Origin of the sequence: Streptomyces katrae (assembly GCF_000717655.1) — a bacterium.
In the GTDB taxonomy this organism is placed as follows: domain Bacteria; phylum Actinomycetota; class Actinomycetes; order Streptomycetales; family Streptomycetaceae; genus Streptomyces; species Streptomyces katrae_B.
Map to the genome: position 1 here is coordinate 181435 of NZ_JNZY01000007.1, position 21794 is coordinate 203228.

19 protein-coding genes are annotated in these 21794 nt (G+C 71.2%); 16 read left to right on the forward strand and 3 right to left on the reverse strand.

The genetic code is table 11. The features are described 5' to 3' along the window. Positions 1-15: 15 nt before the first annotated feature. Entirely contained in the window at positions 16-576 is a 561-nt protein-coding gene (locus IF09_RS0111320; RefSeq protein WP_030294516.1) for an HIT family protein, read from the forward strand. A gap of 51 nt (positions 577-627) precedes the next feature. Here the strand turns inward: IF09_RS0111320 and IF09_RS0111325 are convergent, their stop codons facing one another. Together IF09_RS0111325 and IF09_RS0111330 are read right to left on the reverse strand one after the other, a co-directional pair. Further along, the gene (locus tag IF09_RS0111325) at positions 628-2295 is read right to left on the reverse strand and encodes a hypothetical protein (protein ID WP_030294518.1); all 1668 of its coding nucleotides are present in this window, start codon (positions 2293-2295) and stop codon (positions 628-630) included. 149 nt (positions 2296-2444) lie between these two features. Next, positions 2445-4640 carry an elongation factor G-like protein EF-G2 gene (locus tag IF09_RS0111330; protein ID WP_030294520.1) on the reverse strand — a complete coding sequence of 732 codons (2196 nt, stop codon included), beginning with the start codon at positions 4638-4640 and terminating at the stop codon, positions 2445-2447. 242 nt (positions 4641-4882) lie between these two features. Here IF09_RS0111330 and pgsA point away from each other — a divergent pair, with 242 nt between their 5' ends. The 15 genes from pgsA (at position 4883) to IF09_RS0111405 (ending at position 20350) form a co-directional block, all read left to right on the forward strand. Continuing rightward, positions 4883-5548: a phosphatidylinositol phosphate synthase gene (pgsA, locus tag IF09_RS0111335; RefSeq protein ID WP_030294522.1), complete on the forward strand. Its 666-nt coding sequence runs from the start codon at positions 4883-4885 to the stop codon at positions 5546-5548. Beyond that, positions 5548-6453 carry a phosphatidylinositol mannoside acyltransferase gene (locus tag IF09_RS0111340; RefSeq protein ID WP_030294524.1) on the forward strand — a complete coding sequence of 302 codons (906 nt, stop codon included), beginning with the start codon at positions 5548-5550 and terminating at the stop codon, positions 6451-6453. The genes pgsA and IF09_RS0111340 overlap by 1 nt, the downstream gene beginning before the upstream one ends. Beyond that, positions 6450-7619, forward strand: a complete 1170-nt coding sequence (locus IF09_RS0111345) for a glycosyltransferase family 4 protein (protein WP_030294525.1) — start codon at positions 6450-6452, stop codon at positions 7617-7619. Before IF09_RS0111340 ends, IF09_RS0111345 begins: the two co-directional genes overlap by 4 nt. A 136-nt stretch (positions 7620-7755) precedes the next feature. Continuing rightward, positions 7756-8295, forward strand: coding sequence for a membrane protein (locus tag IF09_RS0111350; RefSeq protein WP_030294527.1), 540 nt, complete (start codon positions 7756-7758; stop codon positions 8293-8295). Between the two features lie 171 nt (positions 8296-8466). Then, the gene (pdxS, locus tag IF09_RS0111355) at positions 8467-9384 is read left to right on the forward strand and encodes a pyridoxal 5'-phosphate synthase lyase subunit PdxS (RefSeq protein WP_030294529.1); all 918 of its coding nucleotides are present in this window, start codon (positions 8467-8469) and stop codon (positions 9382-9384) included. Between the two features lie 5 nt (positions 9385-9389). Further along, positions 9390-9980 carry a pyridoxal 5'-phosphate synthase glutaminase subunit PdxT gene (gene pdxT, locus IF09_RS0111360; protein ID WP_030294531.1) on the forward strand — a complete coding sequence of 197 codons (591 nt, stop codon included), beginning with the start codon at positions 9390-9392 and terminating at the stop codon, positions 9978-9980. A gap of 57 nt (positions 9981-10037) precedes the next feature. After that, positions 10038-10790, forward strand: a complete 753-nt coding sequence (locus IF09_RS0111365; protein ID WP_030294533.1) for a YebC/PmpR family DNA-binding transcriptional regulator — start codon at positions 10038-10040, stop codon at positions 10788-10790. A gap of 106 nt (positions 10791-10896) precedes the next feature. Next, the gene (gene ruvC, locus IF09_RS0111370) at positions 10897-11427 is read left to right on the forward strand and encodes a crossover junction endodeoxyribonuclease RuvC (protein ID WP_030294535.1); all 531 of its coding nucleotides are present in this window, start codon (positions 10897-10899) and stop codon (positions 11425-11427) included. After that, the gene (ruvA, locus tag IF09_RS0111375; protein ID WP_030294537.1) at positions 11424-12044 is read left to right on the forward strand and encodes a Holliday junction branch migration protein RuvA; all 621 of its coding nucleotides are present in this window, start codon (positions 11424-11426) and stop codon (positions 12042-12044) included. The genes ruvC and ruvA overlap by 4 nt, the downstream gene beginning before the upstream one ends. 312 nt (positions 12045-12356) lie before the next feature. Further along, positions 12357-13418 (forward strand): Holliday junction branch migration DNA helicase RuvB, encoded by a 1062-nt coding sequence (gene ruvB, locus IF09_RS0111380; protein ID WP_030294538.1) that lies wholly within the window; start codon positions 12357-12359, stop codon positions 13416-13418. Positions 13419-13582: 164 nt separating this feature from the next. Beyond that, the gene (gene yajC / locus IF09_RS0111385) at positions 13583-14059 is read left to right on the forward strand and encodes a preprotein translocase subunit YajC (RefSeq protein WP_030294540.1); all 477 of its coding nucleotides are present in this window, start codon (positions 13583-13585) and stop codon (positions 14057-14059) included. 155 nt (positions 14060-14214) lie between these two features. Then, entirely contained in the window at positions 14215-15999 is a 1785-nt protein-coding gene (gene secD, locus IF09_RS0111390) for a protein translocase subunit SecD (protein ID WP_030294542.1), read from the forward strand. A 3-nt stretch (positions 16000-16002) separates the two neighbouring features. Further along, positions 16003-17061, forward strand: a complete 1059-nt coding sequence (gene secF, locus IF09_RS0111395; RefSeq protein WP_030294544.1) for a protein translocase subunit SecF — start codon at positions 16003-16005, stop codon at positions 17059-17061. Continuing rightward, positions 17058-17609, forward strand: coding sequence for an adenine phosphoribosyltransferase (locus IF09_RS0111400; RefSeq protein WP_030294545.1), 552 nt, complete (start codon positions 17058-17060; stop codon positions 17607-17609). Before secF ends, IF09_RS0111400 begins: the two co-directional genes overlap by 4 nt. A gap of 317 nt (positions 17610-17926) precedes the next feature. Next, positions 17927-20350, forward strand: a complete 2424-nt coding sequence (locus IF09_RS0111405; protein ID WP_030294548.1) for a RelA/SpoT family protein — start codon at positions 17927-17929, stop codon at positions 20348-20350. 90 nt (positions 20351-20440) lie between these two features. Here IF09_RS0111405 and IF09_RS0111410 read toward each other — a convergent pair whose 3' ends face one another. Then, positions 20441-21670 carry a DUF349 domain-containing protein gene (locus tag IF09_RS0111410; RefSeq protein WP_030294550.1) on the reverse strand — a complete coding sequence of 410 codons (1230 nt, stop codon included), beginning with the start codon at positions 21668-21670 and terminating at the stop codon, positions 20441-20443. Positions 21671-21794: the final 124 nt, after the last annotated feature.

Here is a 21794-nt window from a genome sequence, read left to right on the forward strand (position 1 = left end):
CAGGGGCAAGGTCATATGCTGCATCCCATGACGAGTGAGCCGGAGCAGCAGATCGGTGTGGGCACGCAGGACGCGTTCCAGCGTCTGTGGACGCCCCACCGGATGGCGTACATCCAGGGGGAGAACAAGCCGACCGGTCCGGAGGCCGGAGACGGCTGTCCCTTCTGCGGGATTCCGGAGATGTCCGACCAGGACGGCCTGGTCGTGGCCCGGGGCAGGCACGTCTACGCCGTGCTGAACCTGTACCCGTACAACGGCGGACACCTGATGGTCGTCCCGTACCGGCACGTCGCCGACTACACGGAGCTCGACGCGGCCGAGACGGACGAGCTGGCCGATCTCACCAAGCGGGCCATGATCGCGCTGCGCAAGGCGTCCGGGGCGCACGGGTTCAACATCGGCATGAACCAGGGTGCGGCCGCGGGGGCCGGCATCGCGGCGCACCTGCACCAGCACATCGTGCCCCGCTGGGGCGGGGACACGAACTTCATGCCGGTCGTCGGCCACACCAAGGTGCTGCCCCAACTCTTGGCGGACACCCGCCAGATGCTCGCCGACGCCTGGCCCACCGACTAGGGCCGGGCCAGACGAGGAGCTCCCGGGGGCCGCAGGCCGGCCCCGGGAGCACTAGGCGTCGTACACGTCGGCCTTGCGCGGGGCGGCGTCCTGGACGAGCCCGCTGACGATCATCGAACGGTTGTTGAAGCGGTCGATGTCGGCGCCGTTCTCCTCGAGGACCCGCATCGCGGCCGCGTGCACCGCCCGCAGGACGGGGGTGGCGGCGCGCAAGGCGTCGTCGGCCATGAAGCGGTGGCGCCAGGGCTGGCCCGCCCAGACGTGGCGCAGGCCGAAGGGCTCGGGCAGGACCAGCTTGCCGCCGAAGAAGTCGAGGATCGGCGGGAACCAGGTCAGCGGGGCGCGGACGGCGAGGCGGACCACTTCCTGGGCGTCCACCAGCGGCAGCGTGCGCTCCACGGTCTCCCAGAACCGGAAGGACTTCGGTACCTCGACCTTGGGGGCCGCGGACTTGGTGGTGAACAGGCCGTGCACCGGTCCGAGTGCGTGGCCGGTCACCTCGACGCGCAGGGTCTTGTACAGCACGGTGACCGTCACCAGCATGGTGATCACCAACTGGCCGTCCCAGAGCGGGTACTGGATGCCGAGGTAGTGCCGGTTGCCGCCGCTGAACTGCTGCTCGTTGCAGATCCGGGTGATCTCGTGCGGCTTGATGAGGAAGGTGTCCACGTCGGCGCCGGTGGGGCGGGCGACCTCCGCTGCGCCCTCGCCGACCGGGGTGACGATCCAGTGCTGGATCGAGGCGGGCGGCAGGCCGCCGGTGTGCAGCGGGCCGCGCTCCAGCTTGCGCAGCTCGGTGTCGACCGCGCGTATGACGTCCCAGCTGCGGAACGGGTGGATCTCCATGCCTTCGGTCTTGGGGGCGAGCTCCTCGGCCATCTGCCAGCTGCCCCAGCGGGTGCCCATGCCGAGGATGCCCTTGGGGCCGGCGTAGAAGACGGAGTTGCTGCGGTCCTCGGCCGTGAGCTTGGCGAGCGAGAGCCGCAGGTCCTCGCGGGCCTTCTCGTCGGGGTTGCCGGGGACCGCCTCCGGGATCTTGGCGCCGATGCCGTCGCCGGCGAGCAGACCGTCCCAGCGGGAGCGCAGGTCGGCGGCGGTGGCCTCGCAGATCCGGCGGGCGAGGAGCCAGCCCGCGACGGGGACGATGATCATGCCGCGCAGGTAGAGGCCGAGGAAGCCGGTGAACGGCAGCCGGAACATGAGCACGGCCACCACGACGGCGACGCCGACGAGCAGCAGGGTGCCCAGCCAGGACGAGCGTTTGCCGTCACCCTTGGCCAGTGTCTTGCGGAGCTGGAACAGGCCCAGCCAGAGCAGCAGGCCGGGCAGGAACAGCACCCCGGCGACGAGCATGATCATGCGCAGCTTGCGGTCGCGCTCCTTGCGGATGCGGGAGGCGGCCAGGCAGTGCTCGACGACGGTCTGCGGATCCAGGCCGAAGGACTGGATGAGCGGTTTGCGGCCGGAGGCGAGGGCGCGGGCCTCGACGGCGCGGCAGAAGGCCTCGCCCAGGTTGGGTTCGAAGAGCGAGATCTTGGGGGGTTTGATCGTCGACTTGTGGTACTCGTTGTCGGCCTTGAGTATGTCCGACAGCTTGCTGTCCTTGCCGCCGTCCCGGTATGCGGCCGAGGCGAGGGCGTTGGTCGCCGCGGTCTGGCCGCCGGCCCCCTGCAAGGGGATCTGCGCCCCGGGCCTGAAGTCGAATCCGTCGTCCGCCACCGTTGCCCCCATCGCTGTGCGTTGTGCTCTTTTGCCGCGCAGATGAGCCTATCGGCGTATCTCGTCCCGTGGTCATGGGACAGGGAAATGCCGCCCACCGCAAGCGGGTTGGGTGGGCGGCTTTCCAAGGGCGCCTGGCGCCCTGCCGGTCAGGTTCCCTTCTCGGCCTGTTCCCGCACCTTGTCGGCGATCTGGGGCGGCATGGGTTCGTGGCGGGCGTAGGCGCGGGTGAAGCGGCCCGTGCCGTGCGAGACGGAGCGCAGTTCGACGGCGTACCGGCCGATCTCGATCTCGGGGATCTCGGCGCGGACGGACGTGCGGCCGGGGCCGGCCTGTTCGGTTCCGACGACGCGGCCGCGGCGGCCGGCGAGGTCGCTCATGACGGGTCCGACGTACTCGTCGGGGACGAGGACGGCGAGCTCGGCGACCGGTTCGAGGAGGTGGATGCGGGCCTCGGTGGCGGCTTCGCGCAGGGCGAGGGCGCCCGCGGTCTGGAAGGCGGCGTCGGAGGAGTCCACCGAGTGCGCCTTTCCGTCGAGGAGGGTGATGCGTACGTCGACCAGCGGGTAGCCGGCCGCGACCCCGCGGGCGGCCTGGGTGCGTACGCCCTTCTCGACGGACGGGATGAACTGGCGGGGCACGGCGCCGCCGACGACCTTGTCGACGAACTCGATGCCGCTGCCGGGCGGGAGCGGTTCGACCTCGATCTCGCAGATGGCGAACTGGCCGTGCCCGCCGGACTGTTTGACGTGGCGGCCGCGGCCGGCGGCCTTGGCGCCGAACGTCTCGCGCAGGCTTACCTTGTGCGGGACGGGGTCGACCTGGACCCCGTAGCGGGTGCGCAGCCGTTCGAGGGCGACGTCCTGGTGGGCCTCGCCGAGGCACCACAGGACGACCTGGTGGGTGTCCGGGTTCTGTTCCAGCCGCATCGTGGGGTCCTCGGCGACGAGCCGGGCCAGGCCCTGGGAGAGTTTGTCCTCGTCGGCCTTGCTGTGGGCCGCGATGGCGAGGGGGAGCAGCGGGTCGGGCATCGGCCAGGGCTCCATGAGCAGGGGCCGGTCCTTGGCCGAGAGGGTGTCGCCGGTCTCGGCGCGGGTGAGTTTGGCCACGCAGGCGAGGTCGCCGGCGATGGCCTGGGTGAGGGTGCGCTGCTGTTTGCCGAAGGGGGAGGTGAGGGTGCCGATCCGCTCGTCGACGTCGTGGTCCTCGTGCCCGCGCTCGGCCAGTCCGTGGCCGCTGACGTGCACGGTCTCCTCGGGGCGCAGGGTGCCGGAGAAGATGCGGACGAGGGAGACGCGGCCGACGTAGGGGTCGGAGGAGGTTTTGACGACCTCGGCGACGAGGGGCCCGTCGGGGTCGCAGGTGACGGCCGGGCGGTCGGCGCCGTCCGGGGCGGTGACCGCGACGGCGGCGCGCTCCAGCGGGGTGGGGAAGCCGCCGGTGACCAGTTCCAGGAGCTCGACGGTACCGAGGCCCTGGCGGGCGCCGTCGGTGGCGGGGGCGGCCATCAGGACGGGGTGGAAGGTGCCGCGGGCCACGGCGCGCTCGAGGTCGTCGACGAGTGTCTTGATGTCGATCTCCTCGCCGCCGAGGTAGCGGTCCATGAGGCTCTCGTCCTCGCTCTCCGCGATGATCCCCTCGATGAGGCGGGAGCGGGCGTCGGCGATGCGGGCGAGCTCGTCGGGCGAGGGGTCGCGCTCCACGCGCTCCCCGGAGGTGTAGTCGTACACGCGCTGGGAGAGCAGGCCGAGGAGGCCGGCGACCGGCGCGTGCCCGTCGGGCCCGGGAGGCCCGTACAGGGGCAGGTAGAGCGGGATGACGGCGTCGGGGTCGTCGGCCCCGAAGATCTCGCCGCAGACGGTGGTCATCTGCGCATAGTCGGCCCGGGCGGCCTCCAGATGGGTGACGACGATGGCGCGGGGCATGCCGACGGCCTCGCACTCGTCCCAGACCATGCGGGTGGCGCCGTCGATGCCGTCGGAGGAGGAGACGACGAAGAGGGCCGCGTCGGCGGCGCGCAGACCGGCCCTGAGCTCGCCGACGAAGTCGGCGTATCCGGGGGTGTCCAGGATGTTGATCTTGATTCCGCCCCATTCGACGGGGACGAGGGACAGCTGTACGGACCGCTGCTGCCGGTGTTCGATCTCGTCGTAGTCGGAGACGGCGGTGCCGTCCTCGACCCGGCCGGCCCGGTTGACGGCGCCCGCCGTCAGCGCGAGGGCCTCGACCAGCGTGGTCTTGCCGGCTCCGCTGTGGCCGACCAGCACGACGTTCCGTACGGACGACGGCCGGTCGGCCGTCGGTGCCCTGCCGGCGGCTCCGGCTTGGTGTGATGTGGCTCCCATGGTGCTCGTGCCTCCCGGTGTGACGGTGAGGAGGTTGATCGGGGTCCTTCGAGCTTTGCACTGGCGTCACACTGCGTCCATACGTAGTACCCCGCGCTGTCCGGAGCGTGTCGCGGGCACGGACCGGCGACCGGCTGGCGCGAACCGGTGGGTGCGCGGCAGTGGCGGCCCGGGGCGCTGGCTACGATGGGCCAGCCGGTGGCCGATGTGGCCGTGCGGCCCAGCGACCCTCTGGGAAGGCCATGCTGAACAAGTACGCGCGTGCATTCTTCACGCGTGTTCTCACGCCATTCGCCGCTTTTCTCCTCCGGCGGGGGGTGAGCCCGGACGCGGTCACCCTGATCGGCACGGCCGGAGTGGTGGCGGGAGCGCTGGTCTTCTTCCCCCGGGGGGAGTTCTTCTGGGGCACGATCACCATCACCCTGTTCGTGTTCTCCGACCTGGTGGACGGGAACATGGCCCGCCAGGCGGGGGTCTCCAGCCGCTGGGGCGCCTTCCTCGACTCGACGCTCGACCGGGTGGCCGACGCGGCGATCTTCGGCGGCCTCGCGCTCTGGTACGCGGGCAACGGGAACGACAACGTGCTGTGCGCGGTGGCGATCTTCTGCCTGGCCAGCGGCCAGGTGGTCTCGTACACCAAGGCCCGCGGCGAGTCGATCGGGCTGCCGGTCGCCGTCAACGGGCTCATCGAGCGCGCCGAGCGGCTGGTGATCTCGCTGGTCGCGGCCGGTCTGTCCGGGCTGGAGACCTTCGGGGTGCCGTCCTGGATCGGGGTGCTGCTGCCGATCGCCCTGTGGGTCGTGGCCGTGGGCTCGCTGGTCACGCTGATCCAGCGGGTGGTCACCGTACGCCGTGAGGCGGCGGAGGCCGACGCGGAGGCCGCCGTGGCCGAGGGCGGCACGGCCTGATGGGCCGGGCACAGGACAAGCTGGTCGACGGCCTGTACGGGCTCGGCTGGGCCGGGGTAAAGAAGCTTCCGGAGCCGGCCGCGGTGGCCCTCGGCCGCCGGATCGCCGACTATGCGTGGAAGAGGCGCGGCAAGAGCGTGCTGCGGCTGGAGTCGAACCTGGCCCGAGTCGTGCCGGAGGCCGGGCCGGAGCGGCTGCGGGAGCTCTCGCAGGCCGGCATGCGCTCGTACATGCGCTACTGGATGGAATCCTTCCGGCTGCCGACGATGGACCCGAAGCGCTTCGGCACGGACGTCGAGTTCAAGGACGAGCACCTCCTGCGCGAGGCGCTCGCTTCCGGGCGCGGGGTCGTGGTCGCCCTGCCGCACCTGGCCAACTGGGATCTCGCCGGAGCATGGGCCATCGGCCACATCGGCGTCCCGTTCACCACGGTTGCCGAGCGGCTCAAGCCGGAGTCCCTCTATGACCGCTTCGTCGCCTACCGGGAGAGCCTCGGCATGGAGGTGCTGCCGCACAGTGGCGGCGCCGCCTTCGGGACCCTGGCCCGCCGGCTCCGCTCCGGCGGCCTGGTGTGCCTGGTCGCGGACCGCGACCTGTCGGCCTCCGGGGTCGAGGTGGACTTCTTCGGTTCGGCGGCGCGCATGCCGGCCGGGCCGGCCCTGCTGGCGCAGCAGACGGGGGCGGTGCTGCTCCCGGCGACCCTGCACTACGGGGAATCGCCGAAGATGTACGGCCGGATCCACCCCGAGGTGGCGGTGCCGAGGACCGGCACCCGGGCCGAGCAGACGGCCGTCATGACCCAGGCGCTCGCCGATGCCTTCGCCGAGGGGATCGCCGAGCACCCGGAGGACTGGCACATGCTGCAGCGGCTGTGGCTGGACGACCTGGAGGAGCGCTCCGCGTGAAGATCGGCATTGTCTGCCCGTACTCGTGGGACGTGCCCGGCGGCGTCCAGTTCCACATCCGGGACCTCGCCGAGCACCTGATCCGCCTCGGCCACGAGGTCTCGGTGCTGGCCCCGGCGGACGACGAGACGCCGCTGCCGCCCTACGTGGTCTCGGCGGGGCGGGCGGTGCCGGTGCCGTACAACGGGTCGGTGGCCCGGCTGAACTTCGGCTTCCTGTCGGCGGCCCGGGTGCGCCGCTGGCTGCACGACGGCGTCTTCGACGTGATCCACATCCACGAGCCGACCTCGCCCTCGCTGGGGCTGCTGTCCTGCTGGGCGGCGCAGGGCCCGATCGTGGCCACGTTCCACACCTCGAACCCGCGCTCGCGCGCCATGATCGCGGCGTACCCGATCCTGCAGCCGGCGCTGGAGAAGATCAGCGCGCGGATCGCGGTGAGCGAGTACGCCCGGCGCACGCTGGTCGAGCACCTGGGCGGGGACGCGGTCGTGATCCCCAACGGCGTCGACGTGGACTTCTTCGCCGAGGCCGAGCCGAATCCGGCCTGGTCCGGACAGACCCTCGGGTTCATCGGCCGGATCGACGAGCCCCGCAAGGGCCTGCCGGTGCTGATGGCGGCCTTCCCGCGCATCGTGGAGGAGTGCCCGGACGTACGGCTCCTCGTGGCCGGCCGCGGTGACGAGGAGGAGGCGGTGGCCTCCCTGCCCGCCGCCCTGCGGGCGCGGGTCGAGTTCCTCGGCATGGTCTCCGACGAGGACAAGGCGCGGCTGCTGCGCAGCGTCGACGTCTACGTGGCCCCGAACACCGGCGGCGAGAGCTTCGGCATCATCCTCGTCGAGGCGCTGTCGGCGGGGGCCGCGGTGCTCGCCTCCGACCTGGACGCGTTCGCGCAGGTCCTGGACCAGGGGGCGGCGGGGGAGCTGTTCACCAACGAGGACGCGGAGGCGCTGGCCGCCGGCGCCGTGGCCCTGCTGCGCGACCCGGCCCGCCGGGCGGAGCTCAGCACCCGCGGCTCGGCGCACGTACGCCGCTTCGACTGGTCGACGGTCGGCGCGGACATCCTCGCGGTGTACGAGACCGTGACGGACGGCGCGGCGGCGGTGGCCACGGACGAGCGCGTCCCCCTGCGCACCCGCCTCGGCCTCACCCGGGACCCGTCGGCCTGACGGGCGCATCCCCGAGCCACTCCCGGGCCCGGCGCCGACGGACGGAGTCCCCCGCAGCGCGCCGAAGCCGGGGAGGCCCGCAAGGGCCGACCCGCGCGAAGGGCGCGTGCGCGGGGAGGGGGTATTGTCGCGGGCCGTGATCGAAACCCTTGTCTGGACTGCCCTGGCGCTCGGCGTCATCGGGGTCTACCTCAGCTGGACCGCCGGACGGCTGGACCGGCTGCACTCGCGGATGGACGCCGCCCGCGCCGCCCTCGACGCGCAGCTCGTACGGCGCGCCTCGGTGGTGATCGAGGTGGCCGCCTCCGGAGCGCTCGACCCCGCCTCCTCGATCGTCCTGTACGAGGCCGCCCACGCCGCCCGCCAGGCCGAGGAGGAGCACCGCGAGGTCGCCGAGAGCGAGCTCAGCCAGGCGCTGCGCGCGGTGTTCTCCGATGCCGCCCAGGTCGAGGTGCTCAAGGCCGCCCCGGGGGGCGAGGCGGCCGCCGAGGAGCTGGCCGCCGCCGTCCGCCGGGTGCCCATGGCGCGGCGGTTCCTCAACGACGCCGTACGGGCCGCCCGGGCGCTGCGGCGCCACCGCAAGGTGCGCTGGTTCCGGCTGGCCGGCCACGCCCCGTTCCCGCTCGCGTTCGAAATGGACGACGAGCCTCCGGTGGATCTTGCCGACCGGCCCTAGGGGCCCCGGCGGGCCCTAGTTGTACCCAAAGGCCAATTTGAAAGAGGCCACCGGCTCCTCATTGGCCCTTGCGGTGGACTGGTCGGGGGCGGTTTGCTCGGCGGAGTACCACCGCAGCAGTTGTGCGGTGTACCACTGCAGGCCCGTCTTCCCTTCGAGTGAGGTCAATCCGTGAGCACGCTTCCCTCCACCCCGCAGTCCGCTGAGTCCGCGATCGGCACCTCCCGCGTCAAGCGCGGCATGGCCGAGCAGCTCAAGGGCGGCGTGATCATGGACGTGGTCAACGCCGAGCAGGCGAAGATCGCCGAGGACGCCGGCGCCGTGGCCGTCATGGCCCTCGAGCGGGTCCCCGCCGACATCCGCAAGGACGGCGGCGTCGCGCGCATGTCGGACCCGAACATGATCGAAGAGATCATCGAGGCCGTCTCCATCCCGGTCATGGCCAAGTCCCGCATCGGCCACTTCGTCGAGGCCCAGGTCCTGCAGTCCCTCGGCGTCGACTACATCGACGAGTCCGAGGTCCTGACCCCGGCCGACGAGGTCAACCACTCCGACAAGTGGGCGTTCACGACCCCCTTCGTCTGCGGTGCCACCAACCTGGGCGAGGCCCTGCGCCGCATCGCCGAGGGTGCGGCCATGATCCGCTCCAAGGGCGAGGCCGGCACCGGCAACGTCGTCGAGGCCGTCCGCCACCTGCGCCAGATCAAGAACGAGATCGCCCGCCTGCGCGGCTACGACAACAACGAGCTGTTCGCCGCCGCCAAGGAGCTGCGCGCCCCGTACGAGCTCGTCAAGGAAGTTGCCGAGCTCGGCAAGCTCCCGGTGGTGCTGTTCTCCGCCGGTGGCGTCGCCACTCCGGCCGACGCCGCGCTGATGCGCCAGCTCGGCGCCGAGGGCGTCTTCGTCGGCTCCGGCATCTTCAAGTCGGGCGACCCGGCCAAGCGCGCCGCCGCCATCGTGAAGGCCACCACCTTCTACGACGACCCGAAGATCATCGCGGACGCCTCCCGCAACCTGGGCGAGGCCATGGTCGGCATCAACTGCGACACCCTCCCCGAGTCCGAGCGCTACGCCAACCGCGGCTGGTAATCACCATGACCAACCCCGTCATCGGTGTCCTGGCCCTCCAGGGCGACGTGCGGGAACACCTGATCGCCCTGGCCGCGGCGGACGCCGTGGCCAGGCCGGTCCGGCGTCCCGAGGAGCTCGCCGAGGTCGACGCCCTGGTAATCCCCGGCGGCGAGTCGACGACGATGTCGAAGCTCGCCGTCCTGTTCGGCATGCTCGAGCCGCTGCGCGAACGCGTGCGGGCCGGCATGCCGGTGTACGGCACCTGCGCCGGCATGATCATGCTCGCCGACAAGCTGCTCGACGGCCGTGAGGACCAGGAGACGCTGGGCGGCATCGACATGATCGTCCGCCGCAACGCCTTCGGCCGCCAGAACGAATCCTTCGAAGCGAAGATCGATTTCGCCGGCATAGCGGGCGGCCCCGTCGAGGGCGTCTTCATCCGCGCCCCGTGGGTCGAGTCGGTCGGAGCCTCCGCCGAGGTGCTCGCCTCGTACGAGGGCCACACCGTCGCCGTGCGCCAGGGCAACGTCCTGGCCACCTCGTTCCACCCCGAGCTGACCGGCGACGACCGAGTCCACGCGTACTTCGTCGACATGGTGCGCGCGGGGCTCTGATCAGGTCCCGGTAGGATCTGAGGTGAACTCTGTTGGTTACGCGAAGGAGACAGGCGGATGTCCGGCCACTCTAAATGGGCTACGACGAAGCACAAGAAGGCCGTGATCGATGCCAAGCGCGGCAAGCTCTTCGCGAAGCTGATCAAGAACATCGAGGTCGCGGCCCGTATGGGCGGTGCCGACGTCGACGGCAACCCGACCCTCTTCGACGCCATCCAGAAGGCCAAGAAGAGCTCGGTCCCGAACAAGAACATCGACTCCGCGGTCAAGCGCGGCGGCGGCCTCGAGGCCGGCGGCGCCGACTACGAGACGATCATGTACGAGGGCTACGGTCCGAACGGTGTCGCGGTGCTCATCGAGTGCCTCACCGACAACCGCAACCGTGCCGCGTCCGACGTGCGCGTCGCCATGACCCGCAACGGCGGCTCGATGGCCGACCCGGGCTCGGTCTCGTACCTGTTCAACCGCAAGGGTGTCGTCCTGCTGCCCAAGGGCGAGCTCTCGGAGGACGACGTCCTGGAGACGGTGCTCGAGGCCGGTGCCGAAGAGGTCAACGACCTCGGCGACAGCTTCGAAATCATCAGCGAGGCCACCGACATGGTCGCGGTCCGCACCGCGCTCCAGCAGGCGGGCATCGACTACGACTCGGCCGACTCCAACTTCCTGCCGACCATGCAGGTCGAGCTGGACGAGGAGGGCGCGCGCAAGATCTTCAAGCTGATCGACGCGCTGGAGGACAGCGACGACGTGCAGAACGTCTTCGCCAACTTCGACGTCTCGGACGAGGTCATGGAGAAGGTCGACGCCTGATCGGGCATCAGCGGCGGGCCGGCGGGAACACACCCCGTCGGCCCGCCGCTTTGTCAGTGCCACCGGTTAGCCTGCACGCACTGGATGTCGAAGGAGGGTGGGGGGCGTGCGCGTACTCGGCGTGGACCCGGGGCTGACCCGGTGCGGTGTCGGCATGGTCGAGGGTGTCGCCGGCCGTCCGCTGACGATGCTCGCGGTGGGGGTCGTACGGACACCCGCGGACGCGGAGTTGGGGCACCGGCTCGTCGCGATCGAGCGCGGCATCGAGGAGTGGCTGGACAGTCACCAGCCCGAAGTCGTCGCCGTGGAGCGGGTGTTCAGCCAGCACAACGTCAGCACGGTGATGGGGACCGCCCAGGCGAGCGCCGTTGCCATGCTGTGCGCGGCGCGCCGCGGGATACCGGTCGCCCTGCACACCCCCAGCGAGGTCAAGGCCGCCGTCACCGGCTCCGGCCGGGCCGACAAGGCGCAGGTCGGGGCGATGGTGACCCGGCTGCTGCGGCTCTCCGCCCCGCCCAAGCCGGCCGACGCCGCGGACGCCCTCGCGCTCGCCATCTGCCACATCTGGCGGGCCCCCGCCCACAACCGCCTCCAGCAGGCGGTCGCCCTGCACGCCTCGAAAGGCCGCCCCTCATGATCGCCTTCGTCAGCGGCCCGGTCGCCGCAATTGCCCCCACCCTGGCCGTGATCGAGGTCGGGGGAGTGGGCATGGCCGTGCAGTGCACCCCGAACACCATCGCCGGCCTGCGGATGGGGGAGACGGCGCGGCTGGCCACGTCTCTGGTCGTACGGGAGGACTCGCTGACGCTGTACGGCTTCGCCGACGACGACGAGCGGCAGGTCTTCGAACTGCTGCAGACGGCGAGCGGGGTGGGTCCGAGGCTCGCGCAGGCGATGCTGGGGGTGCACAGTCCGGACGCGCTGCGGACGGCCGTCGGGACGGGGGACGAGAAGGCCCTGATGGCGGTACCCGGCATCGGCAAGAAGGGCGCGCAGAAGCTGTTGCTGGAGCTGAAGGACAAGCTGGGCGCGCCGCTGGTGGGCGCGCAGCGTGCCCCCGCGAGCTCCGGGCCGGCTCCCTGGACGGAGCAGCTCTCTGCGGCCCTGATCGGCCTGGGGTACGCCTCCCGGGAGGCGGAGGAGGCGGTCTCGGCGGTGACCCCGCAGGCGGAGGCCGCCATCGCGGCCGGCGGCTCCGCCCCCGTCCCCCAGCTCCTCCGGGCGGCCCTCCAGTCCCTGAACCGAGCCCGCTGACCTCGACGACACCGGGCCGGGTACCGCTGCGCGGAGCTTCTCCCGCCCCGCCCTTCCTCCGTTCCCCGGGCTCCGCCCCAGACCCGCGCCTCAAAGCCGGCGGGGCTGGATCTTCCGGCCCCGCGCGGTGGGAAATCCGGCCCCGTCGGCGTTCGAGGCGCGGGGGTGCGGGGGCCCCCGCAGCGGCGCCGCACCGGCGGGGTCCGGGCGCAGCCCGGTGAATGGGACAAGGGCGGGGAGGGGAGCAGCCCCCGCAGGGCACCGGCGGCCCGGCAGAGACCACCGTACGAACCGAGAAGGCAGACTGACAGCGTGAACTGGGATGACGAGAGCGACGACCGGATCGTGGCGGCGGCAGCGGACGGCGAGGACACCGCCGTCGAGGCGGCCCTGCGCCCCAAGGACCTCGGCGAGTTCGTCGGCCAGGAGAAGGTGCGCCAGCAGCTGGACCTCGTCCTCAAGGCGGCCCGCCAGCGCGGCGCCACCGCCGATCACGTCCTGCTCTCCGGCGCGCCCGGCCTCGGCAAGACCACCCTCTCCATGATCATCGCCGCCGAGATGGGCGCGCCCATCCGGATCACCTCCGGCCCCGCCATCCAGCACGCCGGCGACCTCGCCGCGATCCTGTCCTCCCTCCAGGAGGGCGAGGTCCTCTTCCTCGACGAGATCCACCGCATGTCCCGGCCCGCCGAGGAGATGCTGTACATGGCCATGGAGGACTTCCGCGTCGACGTGATCGTCGGCAAGGGGCCCGGGGCCACCGCCATCCCCCTCGAACTGCCGCCCTTCACCCTCGTCGGGGCGACGACCCGCGCCGGCCTGCTCCCGCCGCCCCTGCGCGACCGTTTCGGCTTCACCGGGCACATGGAGTTCTACGCCCCCGAGGAGCTGGAACGCGTCATTCACCGCTCCGCCCGCCTCCTCGACGTGGAGATCGACACCGCCGGCGCCGCCGAGATCGCCGGCCGCTCCCGCGGCACCCCGCGCATCGCCAACCGCCTGCTGCGCCGCGTCCGGGATTATGCGCAGGTCAGGGCCGACGGGGTGATCACCCGCGAGGTGGCCGGCACCGCCCTGCAGGTGTACGAGGTGGACGCGCGCGGGCTCGACCGGCTGGACCGGGCCGTGCTCGAAGCCCTGCTCAAGCTGTTCGGCGGCGGCCCCGTCGGGCTGTCCACCCTGGCCGTCGCCGTCGGAGAGGAGCGCGAGACCGTGGAGGAGGTCGCCGAGCCGTTCCTGGTACGGGAGGGGCTGCTCGCCCGTACCCCCAGGGGCCGGGTCGCGACCCCCGCGGCATGGGCCCACCTGGGACTCGTCCCGCCGCAGCACGGCGGGAGCGGATCAAGCGGACAACAGGGCTTGTTCGGGGCCTGACGGCGCGGAGGTTCGCCCGCTCAGGAACTGCGGTGCCATGCTGGGCGTTGTTCCATCGGTGCGGACTCGCCTAGACTCCGCCGATGCCGACCCTTCAGGTCGGTATGCCCACCCCCGTAGAAAAAGGCCGTCTCCCGTGCGGTCGTGCGAAGGATCTCCGTCCCGTGAATCTCGTGACACTCCTCCCGTTCATCGTGCTCATCGGGGCGATGTTCCTGATGACCCGCTCCGCGAAGAAGAAGCAGCAGGCGGCCGCGCAGATGCGTGACCACATGACGCCCGGCACCGGTGTCCGCACCATCGGCGGCATGTACGCCACGGTGAAGGAGATCGGCGACGACACCGTCACCCTCGAGGTGGCCCCCGGTGTTCACGCGATCTACGCGAAGAACGCCATCGGCGCCGTCCTGGAAGACGCGGAGTACAACCGCATCGTCCACGGTGCCGGTGATGATCTGACGATCGACACGCCGGTCGTCCCGGACGACGCCTCCTCGCTGACCCTGGACAAGGACGCGGACAAGCCCGAGGACGAGGCCCCGAAGCTCGACCTGGGCAAGAAGGACGAGCCCAAGGCTGATGAGCCGAAGGACGACGAGCCCAAGGACGGCAAGGCCGACGGCGAGGCCGGCACGAAGTAGCGCGCGGCGGGGGACCGTGCAGGCGCCTGACCGGCGGCCGGCGCGGTCCTCGGCAGTGACACTTCTGCGGGGGGCAGGGGTCCCCACCACACATTTTTCGTGGCCGTCCGCGCGCTGACCCGGCGTGGGGCGGTTGGACAGGGAGATACGACAAGGTGGCAGCACCGAAGAAGGGCCGGCGGCCCACGGGGGCTCAGGGGAGGCCGGGGCGCGCCCTGGCCATCATCCTGATCGCGATGGTGGCGCTCACCGCGGGGATGTTCCTCACGAAGCAGACGACCCCCCGGCTCGGCATCGACCTCGCGGGCGGTACGAGCATCACGCTCAAGGCCAAGAGCGAGCCCGGCAAGCCGGACGCGATCAACAAGACCAACATGGAGACGGCGGTCGGCATCATCGAGCGCCGTGTCAACGGTCTCGGTGTGTCGGAGTCCGAGGTCCAGACGCAGGGCCGCGACCACATCATCGTGAACATCCCCAAGGGGACGAACGAGAAGCAGGCTCGCGAGCAGGTCGGCACCACCGCCCAGCTGTACTTCCGCCCGGTCCTGGCCTTCGCCGACGGCGCCCCGGCAGCCCCCGAGGCGACGCCGAGCCCCTCCGCGAGCAGCTCCGGCGCCCCGAAGGCGGAGAGCAGCGGCAAGCCCGGCGCCTCGGCCACCCCGTCGTCCAGCGCCACTTCCCAGGGCCGTGCGCTCAGCGAGGCCCTCAAGGCCCCGGGCGCCACCGCCACTCCCTCGCCCTCGGCGAGCGAGTCGAAGAAGGCAGACGACAACAAGGCTCCGACCCCGACCCCGGCCCCGTCGGGCATCGAGGCGGCCGCCGCCGACCTCCAGGCGAAGTTCGCCGCGCTGGACTGCACCAACGAGGCACAGCGCTCCGCAGCCGGCAAGGGCGCCAAGCCCGAGGACGCGACCGTGGCCTGTGGCAAGCGCGGCGACGCCTGGGGCAAGTGGATCCTCGGCCCCGCCGGTGTCGCCGGTACGGACGTCAAGGACGCCAAGGGTGTCATCGACCCGCAGCGCGGCCAGTGGATCGTCACCATGCAGTTCACCGACAAGGGCGCCGACAAGTTCGCCAAGATCACCGGTGAGCTGGCCACCAAGCAGATGCCGCAGAACCAGTTCGCGATCGTGCTCGACGGCGAGGTCGTCTCCGACCCGTCCGTGAGCCAGGCGCTGACCGGCGGCAACGCCGAGATCTCCGGCGGCTTCAACCAGCAGTCCGCGCAGGACCTGGGCAACATGCTCTCGTACGGCGCGCTGCCGCTCTCCTTCAGCGAGGACAGCGTCACCACCGTCACCGCCGCGCTCGGCGGCGAGCAGCTGAAGGCCGGCCTGATCGCCGGTGCCATCGGCCTCATCCTCGTGGTGATCTACCTGCTCGTGTACTACCGGGGCCTGGCCTTCATCGCCATCGTCAGCCTCCTGGTGTCCGCGATCCTGACCTACACGATCATGGCGCTGCTCGGAAAGGGCATCGGCTTCGCGCTGAACCTGCCCGCCGTCTGCGGTGCGATCGTCGCGATCGGCATCACGGCGGACTCGTTCATCGTGTACTTCGAGCGCATCCGCGACGAGATCCGCGAGGGCCGCACCCTGCGCCCGGCCGTGGAGCGGGCCTGGCCGCGCGCCCGGCGCACCATCCTGGTGTCCGACTTCGTGTCGTTCCTGGCCGCCGCGGTGCTGTTCATCGTCACCGTCGGCAAGGTGCAGGGCTTCGCCTTCACGCTGGGTCTGACCACCCTGCTCGACGTGGTCGTGGTGTTCCTCTTCACCAAGCCGATCATGACGCTGATGGCCCGTACGAAGTTCTTCTCCAGCGGTCACCCCTGGTCCGGACTGGACCCGAAGCGGCTCGGCGCCAAGCCGCCGCTGCGCCGGTCCCGCCGTACCGGTTCCGGTTCCGTCACCGCTCCCGTCGACGCAAAGGAGGCGTGAGAGATGTCGAAGCTGGGAGATCTCGGCGCCAAGCTGTACCGCGGTGAGGTCGGTTACGACTTCGTCGGCAAGCGTTTCGTCTGGTACGGCGTTTCCATCCTGATCACCATCACGGCGATCGTGGCCCTGGCCGTTCAGGGCCTCAACATGGGCATCGAGTTCAAGGGCGGTGCCGTCTTCACCACCCCGAAGACGGCCGTCTCCGTCGCCAAGGCGACCGAGGTCGCCGAGAAGGCCTCGCGCCACGACGCGATCGTCCAGGAGCTCGGCACGGGCGGCATGCGCATCCAGATCTCGGGTCTGGACACGAACGACGCGGCGGGCGTCAAGAAGCAGCTCGCCACCGACCTCAAGGTCACCGAGGCCGACATCAACGCGGACCTGGTCGGTCCCAGCTGGGGCGACCAGATCGCGAACAAGGCCTGGACCGGCCTCGGGATCTTCATGATCCTCGTGGTGATCTACCTCGCCATCGCCTTCGAGTGGCGGATGGCGGTCGCCGCGCTGATCGCCCTGATCCACGACCTCACCATCACCGTCGGCGTGTACGCGCTGGTCGGCTTCGAGGTCACGCCGGGCACCGTGATCGGTCTGCTGACGATCCTGGGTTACTCCCTCTACGACACCGTCGTCGTCTTCGACGGTCTGAAGGAGGGCTCGAAGGACATCACCAAGCAGACCCGCTACACGTTCAGCGAGGTCGCCAACCGCAGCATCAACGGCACCCTGGTCCGCTCGATCAACACCACGGTCGTGGCGCTGCTCCCGGTCGGGGCGCTGCTCTTCATCGGCGGCGGCTTCCTGGGCGCCGGCATGCTGAACGACATCTCGCTGTCGCTGTTCGTCGGCCTCGCGGCCGGTGCGTACTCCTCGATCTTCATCGCGACCCCGCTGGTCGTGGACCTCAAGGAGCGCGAGCCGGCGATGAAGGCCCTGAAGAAGCGGGTGCTCGCCAAGCGGGCGGCCGCTGCGGCGAAGGGCGAGTCCGCGGACGGCGAGGGCCAGGAGGCGGACGACGCCCCGCAGGTCGTGGCCCAGGGCCGGCCGGGGCGGCGCCGGTGAGCGCGCTGGCCCCCGAGGCGCACGAGCTGCTGCTCAGCCGGATCAAGGACGTCCCGGACTACCCGAAGCCGGGCGTGATGTTCAAGGACATCACCCCGCTGCTGGCCGACCCGAAGGCCTTCGCGGCCCTGACGGACACGCTGGTGGAGCTGGCCGGGCAGTACGGCGCGACGAAGATCGTCGGGCTGGAGGCGCGCGGGTTCATCCTCGCGGCGCCGGTGGCGGTCCAGGCGGGCATCGGCTTCGTGCCGGTGCGCAAGGCCGGGAAGCTGCCGGGTGCGACGCTCGCGCAGTCGTACGAGCTGGAGTACGGGACGGCGGAGATCGAGGTCCACGCGGAGGATCTGGCGGCCGGTGACCGGGTCATGGTCATCGACGACGTCCTGGCCACCGGTGGCACCGCCGAAGCCTCGCTGACGCTGATCCGGCGGGCCGGGGCGGAGGTCGCCGGTGTGGCGGTCCTGATGGAACTGTCGTTCCTGCCGGGGCGCGAGCGGCTGGCCGGCGCCCTTGCGGGGGCCCCGCTGGACGCACTGATCATCGTCTGACGACGCTGCCGCCTGGCCTTCGAAGCGGCGGCTGTCCGGGATCCCCCGGGCGGCCGCCGCTTCGGCATGAGCGGGCCGCTGCGCGGGCCTGTCCCCTGGCCGCCCTTCCACCGTTCCCGGGGCTCCGCCCGCATCCGCGTCCCAAACGCCGGCGGGGCTCGATCCGGCTGATGCGGCCCGCCTGAGGCGGGGGTCCGGGGCGGAGCCCCCGCAGTCGGCCTGCATTGACAGGAGGCTCGGCGAACGAGGGGGCGGAACCATCGCTACCATGGGTTATCCGGACCGGACACGGGCACCGGATCCGCTGAGGAGCGCTCTTGCCAGACGAGGTCCAGCCACTCTCCGCCGCGCAGCCCGACCCGCAGGCCGAGCAGGCCGCGGCGCACCCCGCCACGCCTCCGCCGGCCCCGCCCGTGAAGCCCGCGCCCGCGAAGTCGGCCGGGTCCTCGAACCGCGTGCGGGCCCGCCTCGCCCGCCTCGGCGTCCAGCGTTCCAACCCGTACAACCCGGTACTGGAACCCCTGCTCCGCATAGTCCGCAGCAACGACCCGAAGATCGAGACGGCCACGCTGCGCCAGATCGAGCAGGCGTACCAGGTCGCCGAGCGCTGGCACCGCGGCCAGAAGCGCAAGAGCGGCGACCCGTACATCACCCACCCGCTCGCGGTGACGACCATCCTCGCCGAGCTGGGCATGGACCCGGCCACCCTGATGGCCGGCCTGCTGCACGACACTGTCGAGGACACCGAGTACGGGCTGGAGGACCTGCGCCGCGACTTCGGCGACGCCGTGGCCCTGCTCGTGGACGGCGTCACCAAGCTCGACCGCGTCAAGTTCGGCGAAGCCGCCCAGGCCGAGACCGTCCGCAAGATGGTCGTGGCGATGGCCAAGGACCCCCGGGTCCTCGTGATCAAGCTCGCCGACCGGCTGCACAACATGCGCACCATGCGCTACCTCAAGCGGGAGAAGCAGGAGAAGAAGGCCCGCGAGACCCTCGAGATCTACGCCCCGCTGGCGCACCGGCTGGGCATGAACACGATCAAGTGGGAGCTCGAGGACCTCGCCTTCGCGATCCTCTACCCCAAGATGTACGACGAGATCGTCCGCCTCGTCGCCGAGCGCGCGCCCAAGCGCGACGAGTACCTCACCGTCGTCACCGACGAGGTGCAGACCGATCTGCGGGCCGCCCGCATCAAGGCCACCGTCACCGGCCGGCCCAAGCACTACTACAGCGTCTACCAGAAGATGATCGTCCGCGGCCGCGACTTCGCGGAGATCTACGACCTGGTCGGCATCCGCGTCCTCGTCGACACCGTACGGGACTGCTACGCGGCCCTCGGCACCGTGCACGCGCGATGGAATCCGGTCCCCGGCCGGTTCAAGGACTACATCGCGATGCCCAAGTTCAACATGTACCAGTCGCTCCACACGACGGTCATCGGACCCAGCGGCAAGCCCGTCGAGCTCCAGATCCGCACGTTCGACATGCACCGCCGCGCCGAGTACGGCATCGCCGCGCACTGGAAGTACAAGCAGCAGACCGTCGCCGGCACCTCCAAGGTCCGCACCGACGTCCCGCAGGCCGCCAAGGGCAGCGCCGGGCAGGACACCGTCAACGACATGGCCTGGCTGCGCCAGCTGCTGGACTGGCAGAAGGAGACCGAGGACCCGGGCGAGTTCCTCGACTCCCTGCGCTTCGACCTCTCCCGCAACGAGGTCTTCGTCTTCACGCCCAAGGGCGACGTCATCGCGCTGCCCGCAGGCGCCACCCCGGTGGACTTCGCGTACGCCGTCCACACCGAGGTCGGCCACCGGACCATAGGCGCACGCGTCAACGGCCGCCTCGTCCCGCTCGAGTCGACCCTCGACAACGGCGACCTCGTCGAAGTCTTCACCTCCAAGGCCGAGGGCGCCGGGCCGTCGCGCGACTGGCTCGGCTTCGTCAAGTCCCCGCGGGCCCGCAACAAGATCCGCGGCTGGTTCTCCAAGGAGCGCCGCGACGAGGCCATCGAGCACGGCAAGGACGCCATCGCGCGGGCCATGCGCAAGCAGAACCTGCCGATCCAGCGGATCCTCACCGGCGACTCGCTCGTCACCCTCGCGCACGAGATGCGCTACCCGGACATCTCCTCCCTGTACGCGGCGATCGGCGAGGGCCACGTGGCTGCGCAGGGCGTCGTACAGAAGCTGGTGCAGGCCCTCGGCGGCGAGGAGGCCGCGAACGAGGACATCGAGGAGAGCGTCCCGCCGTCCCGCGCCCGCGGGAAGCGGCGCGGCAACGCCGACCCCGGCGTGGTCGTCAAGGGCGTCGATGACGTCTGGGTCAAGCTGGCCCGCTGCTGCACCCCGGTGCCGGGCGACCCGATCATCGGGTTCGTCACCCGCGGCAGTGGCGTATCGGTTCACCGCGCCGACTGCGTCAACGTGGACTCCCTCTCCCAGCAGCCCGAGCGGATGCTGGAAGTCGAATGGGCGCCGACCCAGTCCTCGGTCTTCCTGGTCGCCATCCAGGTCGAGGCGCTGGACCGGTCCCGGCTGCTGTCGGACGTCACCCGGGTCCTGTCGGACCAGCACGTGAACATCCTCTCCGCGGCCGTCCAGACCTCCCGCGACCGGGTGGCCACCTCCCGGTTCACCTTCGAGATGGGCGACCCGAAGCACCTGGGACACGTCCTGAAGGCCGTTCGCGGCGTGGAGGGCGTCTACGACGTCTACCGCGTCACCTCGGCGCGCCGGCCGTAGCCGAGCGCGCGCAGGGCACGCAGAGCAGGCAGTGCACGTACGGGGGCCCCGGTACGCAATGGCGTACCGGGGCCCCCGTACGGGCCGTGACTAGCCGCCGAACTCTTCCAGGCCCTTCAGCGCCTGGTCCAGCAGGGCCTGGCGGCCCTCGAGCTCGCGGGCCAGCTTGTCGGCCTTCGCGTTGTTGCCCGCGGCACGGGCCGCGTCGATCTGCTCACGCAGCTTGTCGACCGCCGCCTGCAGCTGACCCGTCAGACCGGCCGCACGGGCCCGCGCCTCCGGGTTGCTACGACGCCACTCGCCCTCCTCGGCCTCCTGGATGGCCCGCTCCACCGCGTGCATCCGGCCCTCGACCTTCGGGCGGGCGTCGCGCGGCACGTGGCCGATGCCCTCCCAGCGCTCGTTGAGGGAGCGGAACGCGGCCCGGGCCGCCTTCAGGTCCGTCACGGGTACGAGCTTCTCGGCCTCGTCGGCCAGCTCCTCCTTCAGCTTCAGGTTCTCCACCTGCTCGGCGTCGCGCTCCGCGAACACCTCGCTGCGCGCCGCGAAGAACACGTCCTGCGCACCGCGGAAGCGGTTCCACAGGTCGTCCTCGGCCTCGCGCTGCGCCCGGCCCGCCGCCTTCCAGTCCGCCATCAGCTCGCGGTAGCGGGCGGCCGTCGGGCCCCAGTCGGTCGACTTCGACAGCGACTCGGCCTCCGCGACCAGCTTCTCCTTGACCTTGCGGGCGTCCTCGCGCTGCGCGTCGAGCGAGGCGAAGTGCGCCTTGCGGCGCTTGGAGAAGGCGGAGCGGGCGTGCGAGAAGCGGTGCCACAGCTCGTCGTCCGACTTGCGGTCGAGGCGCGGCAGACCCTTCCAGGTGTCCACCAGGGCGCGCAGGCGCTCGCCCGCACTGCGCCACTGGTCGCTCTGCGCCAGCTGCTCGGCCTCGGCCACCAGCGCGTCCTTGGCCGCACGGGCCTCGTCCGTCTGCTTGGCCTTCTGGACCTTGCGCTCCTCGCGCCGCGAGTCCACGGTCGCGACCAGCTTGTCCAGCCGGACGCGCAGGGCGTCGAGGTCGCCCACGGCGTGGTGCTCGTCCACCTGCGTGCGCAGGTGGTCGATGGCCGTCTGCGCGTCCTTGGCGGACAGATCGGTGGTCCGCACCCGCCGTTCGAGGAGGCCGATCTCGACCACCAGGCCCTCGTACTTGCGCTCGAAGTAGGCCAGGGCCTCCTCAGGGGTGCCCGCCTGCCAAGAGCCGACGACCTTCTCGCCCTCGGCAGTACGCACGTACACGGTGCCCGTCTCGTCGACGCGGCCCCACGGGTCGCTGCTCACAGCGCCTCCTCCACCTGATGCCTGCGAGGGGTTCACCCCCTGGGCATCGTCCACAGTTTCCTGGGGCGGGCAGCGCCCGCCCTGCACAACGCCAACATAGGCGACCGCCGGGCCGGCTGTCCGC

Coding starts and splice junctions, on each gene's coding strand:
- IF09_RS0111320 (WP_030294516.1), top strand. CDS start 16: ATGCTGCATCCCATGACGAGTGAGCCGGAGCAGCAGATCGGTGTGGGC.
- IF09_RS0111330 (WP_030294520.1), bottom strand. CDS start 4,640: ATGGGAGCCACATCACACCAAGCCGGAGCCGCCGGCAGGGCACCGACG.
- pgsA (WP_030294522.1), top strand. CDS start 4,883: ATGCTGAACAAGTACGCGCGTGCATTCTTCACGCGTGTTCTCACGCCA.
- IF09_RS0111340 (WP_030294524.1), top strand. CDS start 5,548: ATGGGCCGGGCACAGGACAAGCTGGTCGACGGCCTGTACGGGCTCGGC.
- pdxT (WP_030294531.1), top strand. CDS start 9,390: ATGACCAACCCCGTCATCGGTGTCCTGGCCCTCCAGGGCGACGTGCGG.
- IF09_RS0111365 (WP_030294533.1), top strand. CDS start 10,038: ATGTCCGGCCACTCTAAATGGGCTACGACGAAGCACAAGAAGGCCGTG.
- ruvA (WP_030294537.1), top strand. CDS start 11,424: ATGATCGCCTTCGTCAGCGGCCCGGTCGCCGCAATTGCCCCCACCCTG.
- secF (WP_030294544.1), top strand. CDS start 16,003: ATGTCGAAGCTGGGAGATCTCGGCGCCAAGCTGTACCGCGGTGAGGTC.